The sequence below is a fragment of the Patescibacteria group bacterium genome, assembly GCA_041661625.1.
GTDB lineage: Bacteria > Patescibacteriota > Patescibacteriia > JAHIZJ01 > JAHIZJ01 > JBAZUB01.
This window is the reverse complement of the sequence record JBAZUB010000001.1, coordinates 211,121-230,794: the sequence shown is the minus strand read 5'-3', so window position 1 is coordinate 230,794 and position 19,674 is coordinate 211,121. Positions and strand designations below refer to the sequence as shown.

The 19,674-nt window shown below is 49.0% G+C and carries 17 protein-coding genes and 1 other RNA gene; 13 read left to right on the top strand and 5 right to left on the bottom strand.

Annotated features, from left to right (window positions below):
• Positions 1–3: 3 nt before the first annotated feature.
• The 4 genes from rpmI to smpB form a co-directional block, all read right to left on the bottom strand.
• Positions 4–201 carry a 50S ribosomal protein L35 gene (gene rpmI, locus WC734_01200; GenBank protein MFA6197759.1) on the bottom strand — a complete coding sequence of 66 codons (198 nt, stop codon included), beginning with the start codon at positions 199–201 and terminating at the stop codon, positions 4–6.
• Complete coding sequence (infC, locus tag WC734_01195) at positions 179–706, bottom strand: translation initiation factor IF-3 (GenBank protein ID MFA6197758.1); 528 nt, start codon at positions 704–706, stop codon at positions 179–181. The genes rpmI and infC overlap by 23 nt, the downstream gene beginning before the upstream one ends.
• A 208-nt stretch (positions 707–914) precedes the next feature.
• Positions 915–1,301, bottom strand: a transfer-messenger RNA (tmRNA) gene (ssrA, locus tag WC734_01190).
• A 189-nt stretch (positions 1,302–1,490) separates the two neighbouring features.
• Positions 1,491–1,937, bottom strand: a complete 447-nt coding sequence (smpB, locus tag WC734_01185) for an SsrA-binding protein SmpB (GenBank protein MFA6197757.1) — start codon at positions 1,935–1,937, stop codon at positions 1,491–1,493.
• A 106-nt stretch (positions 1,938–2,043) separates the two neighbouring features.
• On the opposite strand from smpB, the gene argS reads away from it, so the two are divergent.
• Genes argS through WC734_01160 form a run of 5 tightly spaced genes read left to right on the top strand, consistent with a single transcriptional unit; the run spans position 2,044 to position 7,830 of the window.
• Positions 2,044–3,702, top strand: a complete 1,659-nt coding sequence (gene argS, locus WC734_01180; GenBank protein MFA6197756.1) for an arginine--tRNA ligase — start codon at positions 2,044–2,046, stop codon at positions 3,700–3,702.
• A gap of 31 nt (positions 3,703–3,733) precedes the next feature.
• Positions 3,734–4,873, top strand: a complete 1,140-nt coding sequence (locus tag WC734_01175) for a glycosyltransferase family 1 protein (GenBank protein MFA6197755.1) — start codon at positions 3,734–3,736, stop codon at positions 4,871–4,873.
• 23 nt (positions 4,874–4,896) lie between these two features.
• Positions 4,897–5,628 carry a ZIP family metal transporter gene (locus tag WC734_01170; GenBank protein MFA6197754.1) on the top strand — a complete coding sequence of 244 codons (732 nt, stop codon included), beginning with the start codon at positions 4,897–4,899 and terminating at the stop codon, positions 5,626–5,628.
• Positions 5,629–5,652: 24 nt separating this feature from the next.
• Complete coding sequence (locus tag WC734_01165) at positions 5,653–6,324, top strand: ABC transporter ATP-binding protein (protein ID MFA6197753.1); 672 nt, start codon at positions 5,653–5,655, stop codon at positions 6,322–6,324.
• 9 nt (positions 6,325–6,333) lie between these two features.
• Positions 6,334–7,830, top strand: coding sequence for an FtsX-like permease family protein (locus WC734_01160; GenBank protein ID MFA6197752.1), 1,497 nt, complete (start codon positions 6,334–6,336; stop codon positions 7,828–7,830).
• A gap of 148 nt (positions 7,831–7,978) precedes the next feature.
• Here the strand turns inward: WC734_01160 and WC734_01155 are convergent, their stop codons facing one another.
• Positions 7,979–8,548 (bottom strand): hypothetical protein, encoded by a 570-nt coding sequence (locus tag WC734_01155; GenBank protein MFA6197751.1) that lies wholly within the window; start codon positions 8,546–8,548, stop codon positions 7,979–7,981.
• 150 nt (positions 8,549–8,698) lie between these two features.
• On the opposite strand from WC734_01155, the gene WC734_01150 reads away from it, so the two are divergent.
• From WC734_01150 to WC734_01115, 8 genes are all read left to right on the top strand, one after another.
• On the top strand, positions 8,699–9,064 hold the full coding sequence (locus WC734_01150) for a response regulator (protein MFA6197750.1): 366 nt from the start codon (positions 8,699–8,701) through the stop codon (positions 9,062–9,064).
• A 15-nt stretch (positions 9,065–9,079) separates the two neighbouring features.
• Entirely contained in the window at positions 9,080–9,463 is a 384-nt protein-coding gene (locus WC734_01145; GenBank protein ID MFA6197749.1) for a response regulator, read from the top strand.
• 88 nt (positions 9,464–9,551) lie between these two features.
• Entirely contained in the window at positions 9,552–12,527 is a 2,976-nt protein-coding gene (gene ileS / locus WC734_01140) for an isoleucine--tRNA ligase (GenBank protein MFA6197748.1), read from the top strand.
• Between the two features lie 21 nt (positions 12,528–12,548).
• A complete protein-coding gene (recO, locus tag WC734_01135; GenBank protein ID MFA6197747.1) occupies positions 12,549–13,337 on the top strand; it encodes a DNA repair protein RecO in 789 nt (262 codons plus the stop codon).
• Positions 13,338–13,351: 14 nt separating this feature from the next.
• Complete coding sequence (locus WC734_01130; GenBank protein MFA6197746.1) at positions 13,352–15,280, top strand: hypothetical protein; 1,929 nt, start codon at positions 13,352–13,354, stop codon at positions 15,278–15,280.
• Positions 15,273–16,379, top strand: coding sequence for a tRNA guanosine(34) transglycosylase Tgt (gene tgt / locus WC734_01125; GenBank protein ID MFA6197745.1), 1,107 nt, complete (start codon positions 15,273–15,275; stop codon positions 16,377–16,379). Before WC734_01130 ends, tgt begins: the two co-directional genes overlap by 8 nt.
• Before the next feature lie 102 nt (positions 16,380–16,481).
• Positions 16,482–16,841: a hypothetical protein gene (locus tag WC734_01120; protein MFA6197744.1), complete on the top strand. Its 360-nt coding sequence runs from the start codon at positions 16,482–16,484 to the stop codon at positions 16,839–16,841.
• Positions 16,787–19,621, top strand: a complete 2,835-nt coding sequence (locus WC734_01115; GenBank protein ID MFA6197743.1) for an ATP-dependent Clp protease ATP-binding subunit — start codon at positions 16,787–16,789, stop codon at positions 19,619–19,621. The genes WC734_01120 and WC734_01115 overlap by 55 nt, the downstream gene beginning before the upstream one ends.
• Positions 19,622–19,674: the final 53 nt, after the last annotated feature.

Below are 19,674 nucleotides of genomic sequence, written 5' to 3'. Positions count from 1 at the left end.
AGATTAACGATACGGGATAAGTTTCTTATTCGTGCTGCGGCTGGTCTTGTCCAGGCCGGCATCGCGACGTTTGTTGCGGGTCGCGTTACCCGATTCACGAGTGTTAAAATGATCTTGGCCGGCGGTGCGATGCATGACTTTATTCCGGCCAGTGAGCCGGAACCGCTTCTTGGTGCCTTTATGAGTTTTCAGTTTTGGCATTATTGTTGGTGATTAATACGATAAATCTGTTTCCCATCCGGCTCAGCGGTGCCTCGATGGCGGCATTACCAACCGCGGCGATGAAATCGGTTATTTTCTGTCGAGCCAGGTCTTGATGTTGCAATTCACGTCCCCGGAGAATCATTTCCAGGCGAACCTTGTCGCCCTGCTCCAGGAACTTACGCGAGAGGTTAACCCGATGATCCAAATCGTGCTGGCCGATTTTGAGCGAAATGCGGACACCTTTGACCTCGACTTTCTTCTGCTTCAAGCGCTGTTTACGCTCGGTTTTTTCCTGGCGGTATTTGAAGGCGCCGAAATCCATCAGCTTGCAGACGGGCGGATTCGCCGTCGGCGCTATTTCTACCAGATCAACACTGCGTTCCTGTGCGATGCGCAATGCTTCATAAGTCGGCATTACCCCAACTAGACCCTGATTTTCATCAACCACCCGGACCTGGGGCGACTTAATCTGATGGTTGACTCGAGTGTGTTGCTTGCTTATCTGTTTTCGAGGTTAATGATAGATGAAATACTTGATAAACAGTTTGCGCATTAGTGGCCGCGCCAGCCGAAGCGCATTAATTAATGGCCTCAGAGTGTGGTTGTCCACCTACGCCAAGGCTTCGGTGGACAGCCTCCGCTAGAAGCGTAGACTGGTGGACCAGGTCATTCACGAATGACTTGGTAGACCACGTCGTTCGCGAACGACGTGGTGGAGATGAGGGGACTTTCACCCCTGTCTGAAGAGTTATCTGACAAGCGTCTACCGATATAGTCTGTTTAAATGTTTAAATCAAATAGCGAGAAACAGACAACCTACCATTTGATCGAGTCCCTGTTAGCCCATTACGTTCAGCCGGAACACGCCGGACATAATGTCCTGATAAATGACACCCGGATCCCCACTATCAGGAGTGATGGGGTCGGATGGCAGCGCGATTAGGCGACTGCGGGAGCAAAACTGAAGCTGGCAAAAGCCGTCTTCAATTTCGACACCATAGACTTGGCGTTTGTCGTTGTTCCCGTTTGTTACAGAGTACAGGAAACTCTGATCGGCGGATTATCAAAGGTGCTCATCGTCGATCATGTACATCCCCATGTGGCGCGGCTTTCACGAGCGCTTCCTTTCGGACGGGCGGAGCCCGCTCCTCAAGGAATCTTTGGTCAGCTTCTTCATTGCCGCCTCCGGCTTGACCTCAACGTACAACTAGTACGTTTCGGTCACGTCCTCGGCGGCGCCTCAAATCTGACCAATCGTGCAAGCCTCGAACTACTTGGGCGGTAAATCAACGGGCTGTAATGCGGCGGAGGCGGCGGTCGACTTCGCGTTTTTTGATCGTTTCCCGCTTGTCAATCTTGCGTTTTCCGCGTCCGATGCCAATTTTTACCTTAACCAAACTGCCCTTAGTATACAGAGAAATCGGTATCACTGTCAAGCCTGGCAGGGCGCTTTTACCAACGAAACGGCGCAGCTCATCACGTCGCATCAGCAATCGGCGTTCATGAGTCGGGACGTAAGCTATTTGATGCTGGTGGGCGGGTTTGTAGGGTGAAATCTGGCAATTTACCAACCAGGCACCATCGGGGCGAATTGAAACGTAGCTACCCTTGAGATTGACTTGCCCCAACTTGGCTGATTTTACTTCGGGGCCAGTCAAAACAATACCGGCCTCGTATTCATCGAGGATCTCGTAGTTGTAGTGAGCGGTTTTGTTGGCAGCCAGAGTTGACATGGCGGAAAATTAGTGATTGGCAATCGAGCAAGCCTATTTCGACATAGCTATGCAATATTACCCATTTTCTATTGTTTCGTAAAGGTATTTCGGGTATAATCAGCCTATGATAAAGCAAGAAATTGCCACCCAACTCAAGCGAGTGATCAAATCACGCTGGCCGGATCAAGCTAAAACTTTTACTGATGGCCAAATTCTCCGGACGGTTGATTTTACCAAAGACGATCGATACGGTGATTTGGCTTCAAGTCTGCCGCTCCAGCTGGCTCGGCAACTAGCGCGGCCGCCGTTAGAGATTGCCGAAGAAATCATTCGGGGTTTTTCTAAGTCATTTCAACAAAAGTTTAACGCTATCGAAATAGCGCTGCCCGGATTTATAAACTTTACGATCAGCAAGGTTTGGCTGGGTCAGAGGGTAAAAGAGATAAACAGTGCGCCAACTACATTTGGACGCGGGAAAACGGCGCGACCAGAAAAAATCCAGGTCGAGTTTATCTCTGCCAATCCTACCGGACCCATCCATCTGGGCAATGGACGCGGCGGTTTCACGGGCGATGTGCTAGCCAATGTCTTAAGCAGCCAGGGCCATGCCGTGCGCCGGGAATATTACATAAACGATGTGGGCAACCAAGTTGATATTCTAGCCGAATCGGTGATTCGACGATATTTTCAAATGCAGGGATTGCAGATCGATTACCCGGAACGTTGCTATCAGGGCGAGTATGTCAAAGACGCCGCGGCAAAAATCGATCTCGGTAGTGCCAAGCTGGGCGATATAAATCGTCTCAAAACCAAAGTCAAACAGAAAATACTTAAATTAATGGTGGCTGATATTCAGCGAGTCACCGAGCAGAAATTTAAGATAAAGTTTCATGTTTGGTTCAACGAGAGCCAGCTTTACCAAAAGAAGACGGTAAAGAAACTCTTGGACCAGCTGAAAGAAAAAGATCTGGTATATCGGCAGGAAGGCGCACTATGGTTGCGAACGACCCAATACGGCGACGACAAGGATCGAGTGCTGATAAAGTCCAATCGTGATTATACTTATTTTATGTCGGATATTGCCTATCACTGGAATAAGTTTGTCGAACGTAAGTTTGATCGCGTTATCGACTTTTGGGGAGCCGATCACCAGGGTCACGTCAAACGAATGTATGCCGTTAAAGAAGCCTTGGCAATTTCTGGACAGCTGGACTTTGTGATTGTCCAGATGGTGCGTCTAATTTCCGGAGGGCAGGAAGTAAAAATGTCCAAACGCAGCGGCACCTTTGTTACCCTAGAAGAGCTGGTCGATGACGTGGGTCTGGACGTGGCGCGCTTTTTCTTTCTCATGCGGGCCAGTGATACTCATATGGATTTTGACCTGGACTTAGCCAAGGAAAAATCGGAGAAAAATCCGGTGTATTATGTTCAATATGCGCATGCCCGAATCTGTAGTATAATGAAAAAGGATGAAATCCGCCGCGCCCTGCGGAAACCGAATAATGACGCCCTATCCTACGATCACAAGGCCGAGATGGATCTGATCCGAGAGCTGATAAAGTTGCCCGATCTGTTAAGCGATATTGCCGTTACTTACGAAGTACAGCGACTGCCTTTCTACGCGATAAAGTTGGCCGAATTATTTCACAATTTCTACACGCAATGTCGCGTGATTGAAGATGGTCGGGTGAATTATTCCAGGCTGGCGTTGATCAAGGCGACTCGAATCGTGCTGCAGCAGAGCCTGAAGCTAATGGGCGTAACCGCGCCTATTGCCATGTGATATAACGGCGAGGCCACTAACATAAAAAAACATGCGCATTGGCATCGATTGCCGGACAATCTTAAACCCCAAAGGCGGGGAGCGCGCCGGTGTCGGATACTACACCTACTTTTTAGTAAAATCATTACTTGCCACAAGCAAGCAGAATGATTTTGTATTATTTTTTGATAGTCGGTTTCATAAGACTAAAGAGTTTGAACAGCCGAATGTTAAAATAAGGCATTTTCCGTTTTCGCAGTATAAACGTTTCCTGCCGTTCAGCTACTCGCATATGTTAATCTCGGCCATCTTGGATCGGGAAAAACTTGATATATATCATTCCCCGGCCAATGTGCTGCCATATCTTTATCGACGCCCATCAGTTGTGACAGTGCACGATTTGGCGATATACCAGCATCCGGAATGGTTCCCCAAGCGACAGAAATTCAGCACGTCAGTGCTGGTGCCGCGCAGTCTGCAGCGGGCGCGTCGGATTATCGCGGTTTCCGAAGCCACTAAAAATGACATAATTAGGACGTTTAAAGTCGAGCCTAAGAAAATCTCCGTAATATACGAGGGCGTCAACAAAGAAAAGAGCCAATTAACTGCCGAGGGGGTGGCTTACAAATATGATATTAAACTGCCATATGTTTTGTATGTCGGCACCATAGAACCGCGCAAAAATATTGATCGTTTAGTCAAGGCATACCGTTCGGTAGTAACCAAGCATCCCAGTTTAGCCAAGTACCAATTGGTATTGGCGGGTCATCGCGGTTGGAAAAGTACGGAAGTATTTCAGCTGCTTTCGGATCCGGCCTGGCATGAGCGAATTAAATATCTCAATTATATACCGCACGATGACAAAATATCTCTGATTGCCGGTGCGGCGGTATTTGTTTTTCCCAGCCTATATGAAGGGTTTGGCCTGCCGGTTTTGGAGGCAATGGCTTTAGGCGTGCCCGTAATTACCTCGAATACGTCATCATTACCGGAAGTGGCTGGTACAGCTGCGCTGCCGGTAAATCCCAGAAGCGATCGGGCTATCGCCGACGGGTTAGTCAAGCTGTTAAAGTCCAACTTGTTGAGAGAACAATTATCCAGGGCTGGCTTGGAGCAAACTAAAAAATTTGGTTGGCTAAAGTGTGCCCGGGAAACCCTGCGAGTTTATCAAGACGCTGTCAAGGCTAAATAACCACAAGCTACAGATTCGATCACATGCTGCAAGCGATACTTTACGGAGGAATAAGCGGTAGCGCTCTGGTACTGGGCGCGCTGGTGGCGCTGCATTATAAATTTAAGCAAAAAACAGTTGCGGCCATTATGGCCTTTGGCGCCGGAGTGTTAATATGCGCTTTGACTTTTGGCTTGGTTGACTCAGCCTATTCCCATGGCGGCTTTGACGCGTCAATTGGCGGCTTCCTGGCTGGCGGCGTTGTGTTTATACTCGGAGACTACTGGCTCCACATATACGGCGGTCGCAAACATAAGCGCCGACAACTTTTCCAATCTAAAAAGTCGAGCAGCGGCAGCGTCATTACGTTGGGGGCGGTTTTGGATGGCATACCGGAATCAATCGCTTTGGGGGTGGCTCTATATAACGGTTCTGGAGCCGGCACCCTGATGCTGGTGGCACTGTTTCTGTCCAATTTTCCCGAAAGCGTTTCGTCTGTGCCTGGCTTGTTTAAAGAAAAATTTAGTCGCGGACGGGTGCTGGGTCTGTGGCTGATTGTGGGCGCGGTCACCGTTTTGGTGACGGTGGCCAGTTTTCTGGTGTTAAAAGACGTGGATCCAAATATAATTGGTTGGTTGGAAGCATTTGCCGGCGGCGCCATATTGGCAATGTTAGCTGACAGCATGATACCGGAAGCGTTCGAAGAGGGGGGAGCATCGATTGGTATTCTGACCGTTTTTGGGTTTTTAGTGGCGTTTGTAATTTCGAGGTTTTAAATATATGTGTAAATCAAAATCCACATGATCCAACTAAGCGGAGTCACCAAAACGTACAAAATGGGTGATGAAACTATTTACGCACTGAATAAAGTTAACTTGGTTGTGGAAAAAGGTGAGTTTATCGCGATAGTCGGGCCATCTGGGTCGGGTAAATCAACCCTGGCTAATGTTATTGGCGGCTTGGACTCACCCAACTCTGGCAAGGTAGTTGTTGAGGGCGAAGATCTGGCGTCACGTAACGATCACGATTTATCAAAATATCGCAATAAGAAAGTCGGATTTATCTTTCAGACTTTTAATTTGCAGCCGGGATATACCGCGCTGGAAAATGTCACGATACCGCTCATCTTTGGACGAATTTCACCATCAAAACGGAAAAAACGCGCTGAAGAATGCTTGAAAATGGTAGGCCTGGGCAACCGCATGAAACATCGACCTAATCAACTATCGGGTGGTCAACGTCAGCGGGTCTGTATTGCTCGGGCATTGGCCAACGATCCGGAGATTATTATTGCCGATGAACCGACCGGAAATTTAGATACGCAAAAAGGCGCAGAGATTGTGGCGCTATTGAAAGAGTTAAATAAGAAAAAGAACATCACATTGATTGTGATAACACACGATACATCGGTGGCCAAGCAGGCGGATCGCGTTCTGACAATCCAAGATGGTCAGATCAAACAAAGCCGCTAACACACAACCATGAAACTTATCGATTATTTCATCATCGCTTTCCGGAATCTGAGTCGGCGTAAGTTGCGATCATTTCTAACGATTATAGCGGTCGTAATCGGTTCAGTTTCAGTCATTGTGATGATTTCGCTAGTGATAGGGGCTCGAAATGTTTTTATGCAGCAGCTGGAATCAATGGGAGCCCTAACCATGGTGACCGTGTCACGCAGTGATGAGATTTCTTCCGGCGGTCCCAACCTTCAATTAGGGGGCGGCGACAGCAATAGCCTAAATGGAACAAAATTGGACGACGCCATCGTTGATAAAGTAAAGGCAATTCCACACGTTACCGGCGTTAGTCCAAGCGTCAGTCTTTGGGACTTTGAAACCATCAGCTTGTTAGGGGACACAAAAAAATACCGCCCCGACATTATCGCGATTGAACCCAATGGCACATTGCGACTGGACGCCATGGCCGGACGGACCTTACAGTCCAACGATCTGCGCAAAATACTATTAAGCGCCGGATTGGCCAAGAAATTTGGTTATAAAGACAATCCCGAACAGCTGGTTGGCAAAAAAGTCATACTTACAGCAAAGGGTTACTATACAGGTGATGGAGTCGACGTAAAAAAGCCGCCAGTTAATGCTGATGAAAATTGGTGGAAAGAGCAAGAGAATCAAATACGTGAAGTCGAGGCAGAAATAATTGGAGTGGCCAGTTCGGGTATGAATGACTCACAGAGTTACGTGAGCTTAGATTGGGCGCGCCTGGTTCAGACTCGGCGCAATTGGAAATATGACGACGCCAAACGCAAAGAATTGGAACAACAGCGTCAGGCTGAAGATGAAGTGCTAAAACAACAAGAAAAAAGGGGTGGCGCAAGAATCGACTGGGAGGCTCGGAATCTCGAGTGGCAACAACAAATGCCCGACTTAATGGTGCTCGAAACCACTAACCAAATTACAGAAAACGGTTATGGCTCAATTCTGGCCAATGTGGACGATATGAATAATGTTGAAGACGTAGCTAAGCAGGTCGAGGCGTTGGGAGTCGGCGCGTCGACCGCCAAAGATTTTCTCGATAGTTTAAGCCAGCTACTGAAAGTGGCCGGGTTGATTCTGGGAGCGATCGGCGGAGTCTCGCTGGGGGTGGCCGCGATTGGAATTATCAACACGATGGTAATGGCCACTTATGAACGTACCAAAGAGATCGGCGTTATGCGAGCCTGCGGTGCCACCAAAGCCACCGTGCGTCAGCTGTTCACGTTCGAAGCAGCCTTGCTGGGATTCTGGGGTGGGGTTATCGGGCTGGCGATTAGTTTTGGCCTAGCGATGCTGGGAAACTATTTTGGCAATCAGTATCTCACGAGCCAAAACATATCGCTATCGAATATCATCACGTTTCCATGGTGGTTAATATTAGGCGTGGTTGGATTTACTACTTTCATCGGAACATTGGCCGGTTTGTACCCCGCATCCAGGGCTTCACGATTGAATCCGGTGGAAGCGTTGAGATACGAATAAAATGTAGCGGAGGTCTTTAGACCTCTATACCTATTGTAATGATGGAAACCTAAAGGTTTCCGCTACAAACTCGTGGAAATAAATAGAGGCCGTTCCGTGTGATGGAACAGCCTCGTTGTTGTGTTCTGACTGCTGCTTGGTGTTGATGCTAGGCGGGCAACTTGTCCGGTGCGGGATCGCCGGACGGGATCACGTTACGCTCGGCGCAGTAGACGGTGAAATCCATCACGGTACTGTCCTGGATCTCGATCTGGATCTGCTCCATATCCTGCCAGGTCAGCAGACCGAGCCAAAGGCCCAAGCAGCAGGAGACTGCCAGGTCGCCTTGCCACGGAAGGTTGGAAGCACAGATGCCGATGTCCCGGCTCTTGCAGCGCAAGCCACCGCGGTAATACCGATGAGCCAGAGGCACACTGTCGGGATCCGGGGTGGCGCTGGGCACCGTCGTCCAGTCGTCCGGGTGCTCGATGAGGGCGAGTTCCTTACGGAAGCTGATAAAACCGGTCTCGAAAACCTCCTTCCGGGTCATGCGGCCGATTCGGTACTGGGGATGGAGCAGTTCACTCGTGCTCAGATTGACCAGCGAAAGGGTAAACCCACCCCTCTGCGGCTTCGGATTCCCAGGGAACCCGAGCCAATATCGAAGTAACTCCTCAGACTTGGCGGCGATGGCTTTCTGTCCCTTACCGCCAACCGTTTCCTTCCACTTGGTTGTCATTCAGATACCTCCTCCGACTTTGTCGGGGTTGCGGGACACATCGACTCTGACAGAACGATTGAGTATATTATCTGATCTGGCCTGATTTGTCAAGCCCGTCGCTTTGCTTTCTTTGGTCGGGTGATTTATAATACATACAGAGACAAATATATGAAAAAAGTCCTGATAGTTGAAGACGAAACACCTATACGCAATGAATACGTCCAGGCAGCGCGCCGGGCCGGTTTTGACGTGATTGAGGCCAGCGACGGTGAGGCGGCCATAAATCTAGCCATGAATGAAGCACCTGACGCGATGGTGTTGGATATAATTTTGCCCAAGAAACACGGCTTCGACGTATTGAAAGAGATTCGAGCCGATGACCGAACGCGCGCCATACCAGTCATTGTCATGTCCAATCTAGCCGGTGGCGATAACGAAACCAAGGCGATGAGTCTGGGCGCTCAAGCATATATTGTCAAAACACCCGGCCAGACTCAGCCAGTCATTGATTGGTTGCTCAATAAGCTAAAGTAGTAGGAGGCAAGTAAAATGGCTAACAGGAAAAAGTTAGTATTAATTGCCGAAGCTGAACAAACATTCAGTCGTGCTTTAAATAGCCGATTGGTAAAGGCTGGCTACGAGGTGACAACAGAAATTGACGGGGTGCGTGCTCATACCTCGCTCAAAGCCAGAATGCCCGACGCAATCGTGCTTGACTGCATATTGCCGGGTATTCGCGGAATGGATGTGCTCAAGATGTTGAAATCTAGTAAACGGACCAAAAATATCCCGGTGATATTCATCTGTGAAACAGACGACACAACATTGGTGAAAGAGAGCCAAAAACACGGCGCATCGGCGTCATTACGAAAAGGACACGATGCCATCGGGCAAATTATCGAAGAAGTTACGCGTCTGATTCAATCCAAGTAATGCCGAGGCGGGCTTGCTTAATGGGCTGAATTTTGTTATAGTGCGAGTGGAAGCCGTCTGTTTTCTGTAATAATTTAGGCAGTACACTGTGGCCATTTCAAACTATTCTGAACGTGAACTCGATATCCTGAAACGTTGGCAGGAGCAGGATATATTCAATAAGACTCTGGCTCAAACCGCTCAGGGCAAACGTTTTATTTTTTTTGAAGGTCCGCCGACCGCCAACGGCATGCCGCACATCGGTCACGCCCAGGGTCGCGCTTTCAAAGACGTCATCTGCCGGTACAAAACGATGCGGGGTTTTTTTGTGGAACGCAAAGCCGGCTGGGACACCCAGGGTTTGCCGGTGGAGTTGGAAGTGGAAAAACAGCTCAAAGTATCGGGCAAGCGCGATATCGAGAAATATGGCATCGCCAAATTCAACCAGGCGTGCCGGGATAGCGTGTGGAAATATACCGCCGAATGGAAAAAGCTGACCGAGCGGATCGGCTATTGGCTCGATATGGAGCATCCATACATTACTTATGAGAAGCCATACATTGAGACGCTCTGGTGGATATTCAAGCAGATTTGGGATAAAGGATTGCTGATCAAGGATTACAAAGTGGTACCGCAATGCCCGCGTTGCGGCACGGCTTTGTCGTCGCACGAAGTAGCGCAAGGTTACGAAAGAGTGACGGACAACGCGATAACAGTGAAATTTGAATTAGTCGATGAACCAGGAACATTTATTCTAGCTTGGACGACGACGCCGTGGACGTTGCCAGGGAATGTGGCATTGGCTGTTGGAAAAGATATACTATATGTAAAAACAAACCCTAACGAAAAGGGCGAACGTTATGTAATTGCCTCAGAAAGATACATTAATTCGAATAATAAACCCGAGATACTAGTTGGTGATGATTATAGCACTGATGTTGGCGTTGGAGGAGTTATTAAGAAAGGTTTAGAAAATTTAACTGGCGCAGAACTTATAGGAAAAAAATACAAGCCACTTTTTAACAATGCGGTTCCCAAGCAAACGAAAGGATACGATAACGCCTACAAAGTTTATGCGGCGGATTTTGTTACTACGGATGAAGGAACCGGCATTGTTCACACCGCAGTTATGTATGGTGAAGACGACTATCAGCTTGGTGAAAAGATCGGATTACCAAAAATTCATACGGTCACACCCGATGGAAAATTCAATGAACTTGTTCCAAAGTGGGCGGGCTGGCCGGTCAAGCATAAGGACAAAACGACCGAGGAAAAAACTACCCAAGCCATCATTGATGATTTGAAGTCCCGAGGGCTGTTGTACAAAGCAGAAGCCTATACGCACGACTATCCATTCTGCTGGCGCTGTCACACGCCGTTGTTGTATTACGCCAAGGACTCCTGGTTCATCAAGATGTCGGCTTTACGCGAGAAGTTGCTTGCAAATAACGAACAGATCAACTGGATACCGGAGTACATCAAACACGGCCGGTTCGGCGAATGGCTGGCCGAAGTGAAAGACTGGGCGGTGTCACGCGAACGTTATTGGGGTACGCCTCTGCCGATCTGGGAGTGCACTAACAAACCCGCGTGCCAAGAAAAAGTTTGCATTGGTTCATACGAGGAATTGAACAAACTTGCTAGCAGACCATTAGACAAGGATTTTGACCCACATAGACCGTTTATCGACGACGTGATATTAACCTGTCAAAAATGCGGCGGTTCTATGAAGCGCGTACCCGAAGTGGCCGACGCCTGGTTTGATTCGGGATGCATGCCGTTCGCGCAGTGGCACTATCCATTTGAAAACCAAGAGCGCATTGATAAAGGTTTGAGTTATCCAGCCGATTATATCTCCGAAGCGATCGATCAAACCCGAGGCTGGTTCTATACATTACTGGCAATCGCTACGGTGCTGGGCAAAGAGACTCCATATCGCAATGTTATCTGCCAGGCCCATGTCATGGACGCCAAAGGCAAGAAGATGAGCAAGCATATTGGCAATGTGACTGACCCAAATAAGGCGATCGAAGAATTTGGCGCCGACACGGTACGCTGGTTTTTTCTGACTACCAGCCAGCCGGGTGAATCGAAGAATTACGATCCCAAGAGCCTGACCGAGATCGTGCGCAAGAATTTTATGTTGCTGTCCAATGTATTGAGCTTTTTCAAGCTATACGCCGGAGAAAATAAGGTCACGAAAAAAACGCCGCACTTGCTGGACCAATGGATTATGGATTTAACCTATCAGCTGGTCGATGAAACGACCACGCATTTGGATAATTATCGTATCACCGAAGCTGGCCGCGGCATAACCAAGTTCATCGATGACTTATCCACTTGGTATTTGCGCCGCAGCCGGGATCGATTCAAGGATGCCGATCAGCGCGACCAGGCGGTGGATACGCTGCGCCACGTGCTGCAAATATTGGCAAAATTGCTCGCCCCATTTGCGCCATTCTACGCCGATGATCTGTATCAACAAACCGGCGGTCAGAAAGCCAGCGTCCATCTAGAGGCTTGGCCGAAACTAACCCACCAGCCCGAATCGGATGTCCTGCAGCAAATGGCCACAGTTCGTTCGGTGGCTGAAACCACCCATTCGTTGCGGTCAGAAGCGGGCATCAAGGTCCGGCAGCCATTGGGTAATTTGGTGGTCACGGGCGCGAAGCTATCAAAAGCGTTTGTTGGTATTCTAAGCGACGAAGTAAATATCCTGAAAGTGCGGGCGGAAGACGAACTGCCCAGCGGTCCGGAATGGAAGATTAAGATGATTGGTGGTATTGGAATTGCCATAAATATTACCATAACCACCGAACTAGCTGCGCAGGGTATGGTAAGAGAATTAGTCCGCCAAACAAACAGTGTGCGCAAACAGGCCGGTCTAACGATCAATGACCAGGTGGAGCTGTATTTACAGTCTGATCCATCCGGTCTTTTGGACTCGCTGCGGCCGTATCTGCAGAAAATAAAATCGGACACACTAAGTCGGGAAGCACACCTCGACAAACTTCCCGCTGATAGTCAGATTCAAGGCGAATTCAAAGTTGAAGGCGGCTTAATCAGGATTGCCATCGTAAAATAAACTGGAAGCAGTATGGCCAACATGTACACAACCAACGCGCTGGTGTTGCGACGTATTTCCATACGCGAAGTTGATCGGTTGGTTGTGCTATACACGTCGGATTACGGAAAAATCGAAGCCACGGTTCAGGGTGGCTCAAAAATTGTCAGCAAACTAGCCGGACACCTCGAGCCATATTCGGTTGTGCGCGTAACGATCGTAAATACCCGGCGGGGTGAGCGTGTTATCGGCGCCAGCTTGATCAAAAACTATCCGCGTATCATATCGTCATTGCGCACCAAGGCCTATGCCGATTTGGTTACCGAACTGGCCGATCGGCTAACCAGGACGCGATTGCCGGATCAGGCCATCTGGCGCCTGATTGGACAAACATGGGCGGCGCTAAACCGGCAACGAAATGGCACGGTAGCAGATGAACAAAAGATGTTGCTGATTGTTACCGCCTATCTTTTGAAATTGTTATCCTTGTTGGGTTATGGCTTGGAAATGGAGCATTGCCAGCGCTGTGAGCGAATTTTACCGGCTATGGGAAACCGATTGTCGTTAGAGCGGGGCGGCGCAATTTGCCAAGCCTGCCAGCGTCTTATGCCGGAATGGGGCGGCCAAACCGTGCCAGTAACGCTTTTCAAATTATTACGGTATCTGATTCGTCAATCATATGCCCAAATAGCCGCCGTGAAAATTACTCACACCCAGGCTCGTCATTTGGCTGATTGGCGCGATAGCGTGATCAGCCACCACCTCGACAAACCGCCCCGCTCGTTGACTTTCCTGCAAGCTATGGCCGCAGCCAAAAAGTCCGGTAAGTGATATAATGACTGGCTATGAAACCCACCAATACAGCCGCAAAAGACACTAAAGATATCCAGCCCGCACCCGATATGTCGGCCAATGGGACTTTAATGGACCAAATATTCAAGAAAGAGGATGGAAGATCTTCTGATTTAAGCATTATGGAGCGCAAACCCAAGACCAAATCAAAGAGTATTTTAATTAGTATCATAGTCCTGCTGTTATTAGCCGGAATATCAGCCATCCTGGGCTTTTTTGTATTTAATCGGAGCGACAAAAAATTCAATGAGTCTGATGTACAGATATCATTCCAAGGGGAGCGCACGGCCGCGTCGGGCGAGAATGTTATAATGAAAATCACCTATAAAAACTCGGAAAAAGCCACTTTAACTGATTCTACGCTTAACGTTTCATATCCATCGAGTTTTACATATGTTTCAGCCACGTCATCGCCGGTTGGCGAATATCACAACCAATGGTCGATCGGGAACCTGCAGCCCGGGGAAGAACGGACGCTAGAAATCACCGGGCAGCTGATCGGTGAGGTAGGCTCCAGCCATCCGTTTACCTCCACACTTACTTACCGACCATCAAATTTTAATTCCGAGTTTAGTAAGAAAGTTGACTGGGAGATGGTGATAAATTCTTCGACATTGAATATCGAGGTCAAAGACGCCCGGGAAGTAATTTCCGGACAGCCGACCACTTTCAGCATTGAATACACCAATTCTTCCGATCGCGCTATGGGTCAAATCAAACTCCAGCCCACCTGGCCGGGTTCTTTTGTCCTAAACACGGCACAGCCAAATGTCGGCAATGACGGCAATTGGTTAATCAATGATCTTAAAGCCGGCGCCAAGGGGACGATCAGCGTAACGGGCGTGTTCACCGGCAATCCATCGGACCAACAGGAAGTAAAAATACAGGTCAGTCTGGTCGGCGATAATGGCCAATTTCAACTTCAGCTGGAAAAAAGTTTCCTAGTGTTGATTGTCAGCCAGGACATCCAAATGAAAATGACCGTAAATAACCAAACCGAAACTGCCAATATTGATTGGGGTCAGACGCTCACATCGCAAATGGCGCTAACCAATGCTAGCGACTTCCAATTAGACAAAAGTACTATCACCTGGCAGTATGAATTGCTTTCGAACAACGAGGTAATCAAGACTGACGCTATCGATTGGTCTACTTTGGTAAATCCACAAAAGGCTACGCGCCAAGATGGCATTCTCAGTTGGTCTGCGAACGAGGTCGATCAACTCAGCAACATCTCACCCGGTGATTCTATAACATTATCCGCCGAAGTAAATCTCAAATCAACTATACCTGCCGAGTTGGTTGGTCGTCCGAATTTGGCGATAAAAATTACTCCAAGTATCACTGGGCAAAGAAAAAGCGGCATATCGGCCAGCCAGTTCAACAAAACGGGTGAGGGATTTCTGGCTAAGATAAGTTCAAAAGTTACGTTGGGCATGGAGTCGCGATATTATGACCAGTCCGGCAAAGCTATCGGGAGCGGGCCATTTCCACCGGTGGTGGGACGCACAACAACTTATAAGATTTATTTATCTTTAAATAATGGTGCTAACGATATTAACGATGTTAGCATCAGCTTATCATTGCCGGAAAGCATTACCTGGGTGGGGCAGGGACATGTCGATGCCGGCCAGCCACTGACATTTGATCCCAATACGCGATTGGTCAGCTGGCGGCTAAATAAACTGCCGGCTTGGACCGGGCAATCAACGGATCCATTGCTAGCCAATTTTAGCATATCGATTTCACCGGTCGAAGAACAGATTGACTCATATATACAATTAATTCCGGAAGCGAGCCTGAAAGGAACGGATGCTTTTACTCATGTCAGCGTTACACAAGCAATATCGGCAGTTGATACCAGCTTGCCAAACGATTCCACGGGAGCCCAACGAGGCAAGGTAATCTCTCAGGGTGATTAGGGTGGTTTATCGGATAAAAAAACTATCTCAACGAAGCCGGGCTCGGATCGGACGATTGACCACGGCGCACGGAGTTGTGCCGACGCCGGCCTTCATGCCGATTGCCACTCGCGGCTCGGTTAAGACGCTGTCCGGCACGGACTTGCGAATAATTGGTGCGGACATTATCTTGGCCAATACGTATCACTTGCTCTTGCAGCCCGGATTGCCTGTGTTGCGTAAGTTTGGCGGTTTGCACAAGTTTATGGATTGGTCCGGCCCGATATTAACTGACTCGGGCGGCTTTCAGGTGTTCAGTTTATCCCGTCACCGCCAGATCACCGGTACGGGGGTAGATTTCAAGGACCCCGTCAATGGCAATAAATATTGTTTAACGCCGGCTAGCGTTCTAAAAATACAAGACACAATCGGATCGGACATCCGCATGGTGTTGGACGAGTGCGTTGGTTATCCCTCGAGCGAAGCTACCGCTCAAGACGCCGTTGCCAGAACCACAAAATGGGCGAAGCGTTCTATCGGGCCGGCTAGCTCATCAAAAAATCTAACCTTTGGTATTGTCCAGGGCTCCGTCTATCCTGAGCTGCGGCGACGCAGCCTGGTTGAAATCACGGCACTAGAGTTTGATGGTTTTGCGCTGGGTGGTTTGGCGGTAGGTGAGCCGGAAACAGATATGTTACGCATAATCGAAGAGTTCGCATCTCTGCTGCCGTCAAATCGACCCAGATACATCATGGGCTATGGACGACCGGAACAGATCGTTGCGGCTGTTCGAGCCGGAGCGGATATGTTTGATTGTGTTTTGCCATCACGAAATGCGCGCCACGGCTATCTGTATGTCTGGAGCCAGCCCAAACCACGATTGACTAATAAGTTCTATTCGATAGTAAGAATTCAACAATCGAGCTACCGAGCCGACGCGAAGCCGATCGATCCATATTGTACCTGTCCCACCTGCCAAACATATAGCCGGGCTTACGTCAGACATATGTTCAATATTGGCGACCCATTGGGTTTGCGCTTAGCGACGATACACAACGTTAATTTTTATCTGGAGCTAATGCGCCGGATACGCCAGGCTATCGAGATGGAACAGATTTAATAGTCGAGCCACGATCAAATCCGGTAATGTCAGACATTGCACTGCATTTTTGAGTTGATGCAGAAAAAATGGTATAATATCAGCACCAAACAAATATCGAATATGAATTATTTAGGCCAATTTCTAAAAATTACGATTGTTGAGCTGGTGTTAGGCGTGCTATATTTTCCGATCTGGTGGTATACCGGCGGTTTGGTGATCGTGGCTGGCAAAACCTGGAATAACGTGCGTGATGCCAATAACCAGCTGGCCTGGACACTGTTGGGTCGATATTTGTTTACGCCTATGTATGGTGATTACACCCGCAGTGGACGGGCGATCAGCTTTTTTATTCGTCTGATCTGGTACGCTCTGATTACCGTTTTGATGCTTATAGTTTTGTTGGTTAATGTAGTTATGGTTCTGGGATGGCTAGCACTATTGCCGGCTACGCTGGTCTTTATTATCCGCAACGCGATCTAATGGCTTCCCAATTGGCAAAAAAGAAAACTCCCGACCCGCTTGGATTAATCGCTTGTCCGGTTTGCGATGGATTGGGCCAGACAGCCCAGGGTCGGCGTAGAACTGTTTGTCGGAATTGTCGGGGTGAGGCAATGCTAGGTTGGCACGATCAGCGGGCGCTGTATTGGGGGCGGGCGATAGACAGCATGAGTTTGTGGCTGGAATCCTCCGGCCGGATGTTGCGCCGTTTGGTGGATACCGTACTGATTCTATGCGCTTTGGTCGGGATCACGCTTGGGATAATAAAATTTGCTGAAACACAAATTAACTTTGAGCACATCCGATCCTTATTGAAAGAATCCGACCCGGAATATTTTCTATTCTGGCTGGGAATATTAGCTTTGGAAATTTGGCTGTATCGCCATTTCAGACAGCGCCACTATCAACCCGAGGCGCAGCCCTATAGTACGGCCATTACGTCGATCCAGGATATAAATTATGACTTTATTAAAAAGCTGCCCAAAAAACATTGGGTGCGCGTATCTGGGCGATACTCCGGTGAGGCGATTGAGCTGGTTGATACGGCTTTCAAGCGCGCTTGGCATCGCCGGCATAAACAGTTGACCGCGCTGCACCTGCTGTCAGTCATGATCGAACAAAAATCAATGAAAGCGTTGTTTGCCCGGTTAGGTCTTAACCCCGCTCAAGTTGAGGAAAAAGTCGAAAGACAGCTGGCCAAATATCCCAAGCAAGAGACCGGCGCAGATCCGGAAATATCCAACGAATACCGGAGTGTATTGTTCATAGCCTTCGAGGAGGCGATTGAACGAGGCAGCCAAGTAGTTGAAGTGCCCGATATTATGACCGCTCTGTTGCGCACCACTAAGGAATCGCAAGCGATTATGGTGGATATGGGAATAGACTTGGATGATATGCGCAATGTGGTTATGTGGGTGCACATTCAACGCGAACTGACCGCCTACATGCGTCATTACGCCACACACGCCCGATTGAAACCCAAAGGCGCCATGAATCGGTCCATGACCGCTGTGGCAACGCCGTTTCTTAACCGGTTTAGCGTTGACATGACCATGTTGGCGAAGTCGGGTCGGCTGGATTATTGCGTTGGGCGTAACGACGATTTGGAGATCCTGTTTCGGACTGTAGAAACTAACGGATGCGGAGCCATTTTGGTAGGGAATCCCGGCGTGGGTCGAAAGACTATAATTGCTGGGTTGGCTCAACGAATGGTCGCGGAAAGCGTCCCGCCGATGTTCCAGGATAAACGACTGGTCAGTCTCAGTATCGGCGAGCTGGTGGCCGGAGCCTCGGCGCCGGGTGAGATCGAGGAACGACTTCTTCATGTTTTTGCCGAAGTCAGCCGGTCGGGGAACATTATCATATTTATTGATGATATTCACAATCTAGTCGGCGTGACGTCGCAGGGCGGTAAAGGATTTGATTTAGCCAGCGTATTGGCTGAACATCTTAATCGTCTGTCTCTGATCGTGATTGGCGTATCCGACCCGATAAACTATCGGCGCTATTTAGAGCAGCGTCCGTTGAGCGCGTTATTGCAGAAACTGCCCATCGATGAAATGGACGCGATGCGCACCACATATGTTTTGGAATCAAAAGTCGGTGAATTGGAGTACCGCAATAAGGTTTATTTCACTTACGCGGCGCTGGCCAACGTTATCGCCATGTCACGCCGATACATTGCCGACCGGTATATGCCCGAGAAAGCCGTCCGGTTACTAGAAGAAACTGCGGCTTACGTACGCAGAACATACGGAAAAGACGTAATGGTCACCGCCGAACACGTGGCTGAAATTGTCTCCCAGAAGATGAAGGTGCCGGTTACGGCTATTACCCAGAAAGAGAGCGACAAATTGCTCCACCTCGAAGACCGCATCCACGAACGCATGGTGGATCAGTCCGAGGCGGTAAGCATGGTAGCGGCTGCTTTGCGCCGGGCGCGTGCTGAACTGCGCGATATCAAGCGCCCGATTGCCAATTTCATGTTCTTAGGGCCGACCGGCGTGGGCAAAACCGAGCTGTCCAAGACTGTGGCTGAGGTGTATTTCGGGTCCGAGAAGAACATGGTCCGGCTCGATATGTCCGAATATCAGGACATTTCCAGCATCAGCCGCCTGATCGGTGACACAGCTGGCGGAGGCGTCGAAGGCGGGTATCTCACCGAAGCAGTCCGCCGTACGCCTTATACGATGTTATTGCTGGATGAAATCGAAAAAGCCCATCCTGATATTCTCAACCTTTTCCTGCAGATAATGGACGAAGGCCGATTGACAGACTCGTTGGGACGGACGATCGATTTTAGCAATGTGATCCTGATCGCTACCTCAAATGCCGGGACTCCGCTGATACAACAGCGCACAAAGGAAGGCGTACCCGTGAACGCGATCCGGGACGAACTGATCAACGACGAACTGACTAAACACTTTCCACCGGAATTTATCAATCGGTTTGACGGCGTGATGGTGTTTAAGCCGCTGAGCCACGAAGATTTACTCAAGATCGCCAAATTGTTGATTGCCCAAGTGGTATCACGGTTGGAAGAAAAGGGGATCACGCTCAAAGCCACTGATGAGGCGCTGCGGGAGCTGGTGGAGCAAGGCTATGACCCGCTTTACGGCGCGCGGCCATTACGGCGGGTGATCCAGAACACAGTCGACAACGCGCTGGCCAATTATTTACTGCAGGGCAAATTAACCCGGCGCGATGTAGCGGTGCTGGAGGCGGGCGGGTATATTAGGATTGAGAAGGCGGAAGAGTTGTAGAGTATTGTATTTTTGATATATTTTTGGTAATTTATAGCCAATCAAACCGCAGG

Coding starts and splice junctions, on each gene's coding strand:
- rpmI (MFA6197759.1), bottom strand. CDS start 201: ATGCCAAAACTGAAAACTCATAAAGGCACCAAGAAGCGGTTCCGGCTC.
- smpB (MFA6197757.1), bottom strand. CDS start 1,937: ATGTCAACTCTGGCTGCCAACAAAACCGCTCACTACAACTACGAGATC.
- argS (MFA6197756.1), top strand. CDS start 2,044: ATGATAAAGCAAGAAATTGCCACCCAACTCAAGCGAGTGATCAAATCA.
- WC734_01175 (MFA6197755.1), top strand. CDS start 3,734: ATGCGCATTGGCATCGATTGCCGGACAATCTTAAACCCCAAAGGCGGG.
- WC734_01170 (MFA6197754.1), top strand. CDS start 4,897: ATGCTGCAAGCGATACTTTACGGAGGAATAAGCGGTAGCGCTCTGGTA.
- WC734_01165 (MFA6197753.1), top strand. CDS start 5,653: ATGATCCAACTAAGCGGAGTCACCAAAACGTACAAAATGGGTGATGAA.
- WC734_01160 (MFA6197752.1), top strand. CDS start 6,334: ATGAAACTTATCGATTATTTCATCATCGCTTTCCGGAATCTGAGTCGG.
- WC734_01155 (MFA6197751.1), bottom strand. CDS start 8,548: ATGACAACCAAGTGGAAGGAAACGGTTGGCGGTAAGGGACAGAAAGCC.
- WC734_01150 (MFA6197750.1), top strand. CDS start 8,699: ATGAAAAAAGTCCTGATAGTTGAAGACGAAACACCTATACGCAATGAA.
- WC734_01145 (MFA6197749.1), top strand. CDS start 9,080: ATGGCTAACAGGAAAAAGTTAGTATTAATTGCCGAAGCTGAACAAACA.
- recO (MFA6197747.1), top strand. CDS start 12,549: ATGTACACAACCAACGCGCTGGTGTTGCGACGTATTTCCATACGCGAA.
- WC734_01130 (MFA6197746.1), top strand. CDS start 13,352: ATGAAACCCACCAATACAGCCGCAAAAGACACTAAAGATATCCAGCCC.
- WC734_01120 (MFA6197744.1), top strand. CDS start 16,482: ATGAATTATTTAGGCCAATTTCTAAAAATTACGATTGTTGAGCTGGTG.
- WC734_01115 (MFA6197743.1), top strand. CDS start 16,787: ATGGCTAGCACTATTGCCGGCTACGCTGGTCTTTATTATCCGCAACGC.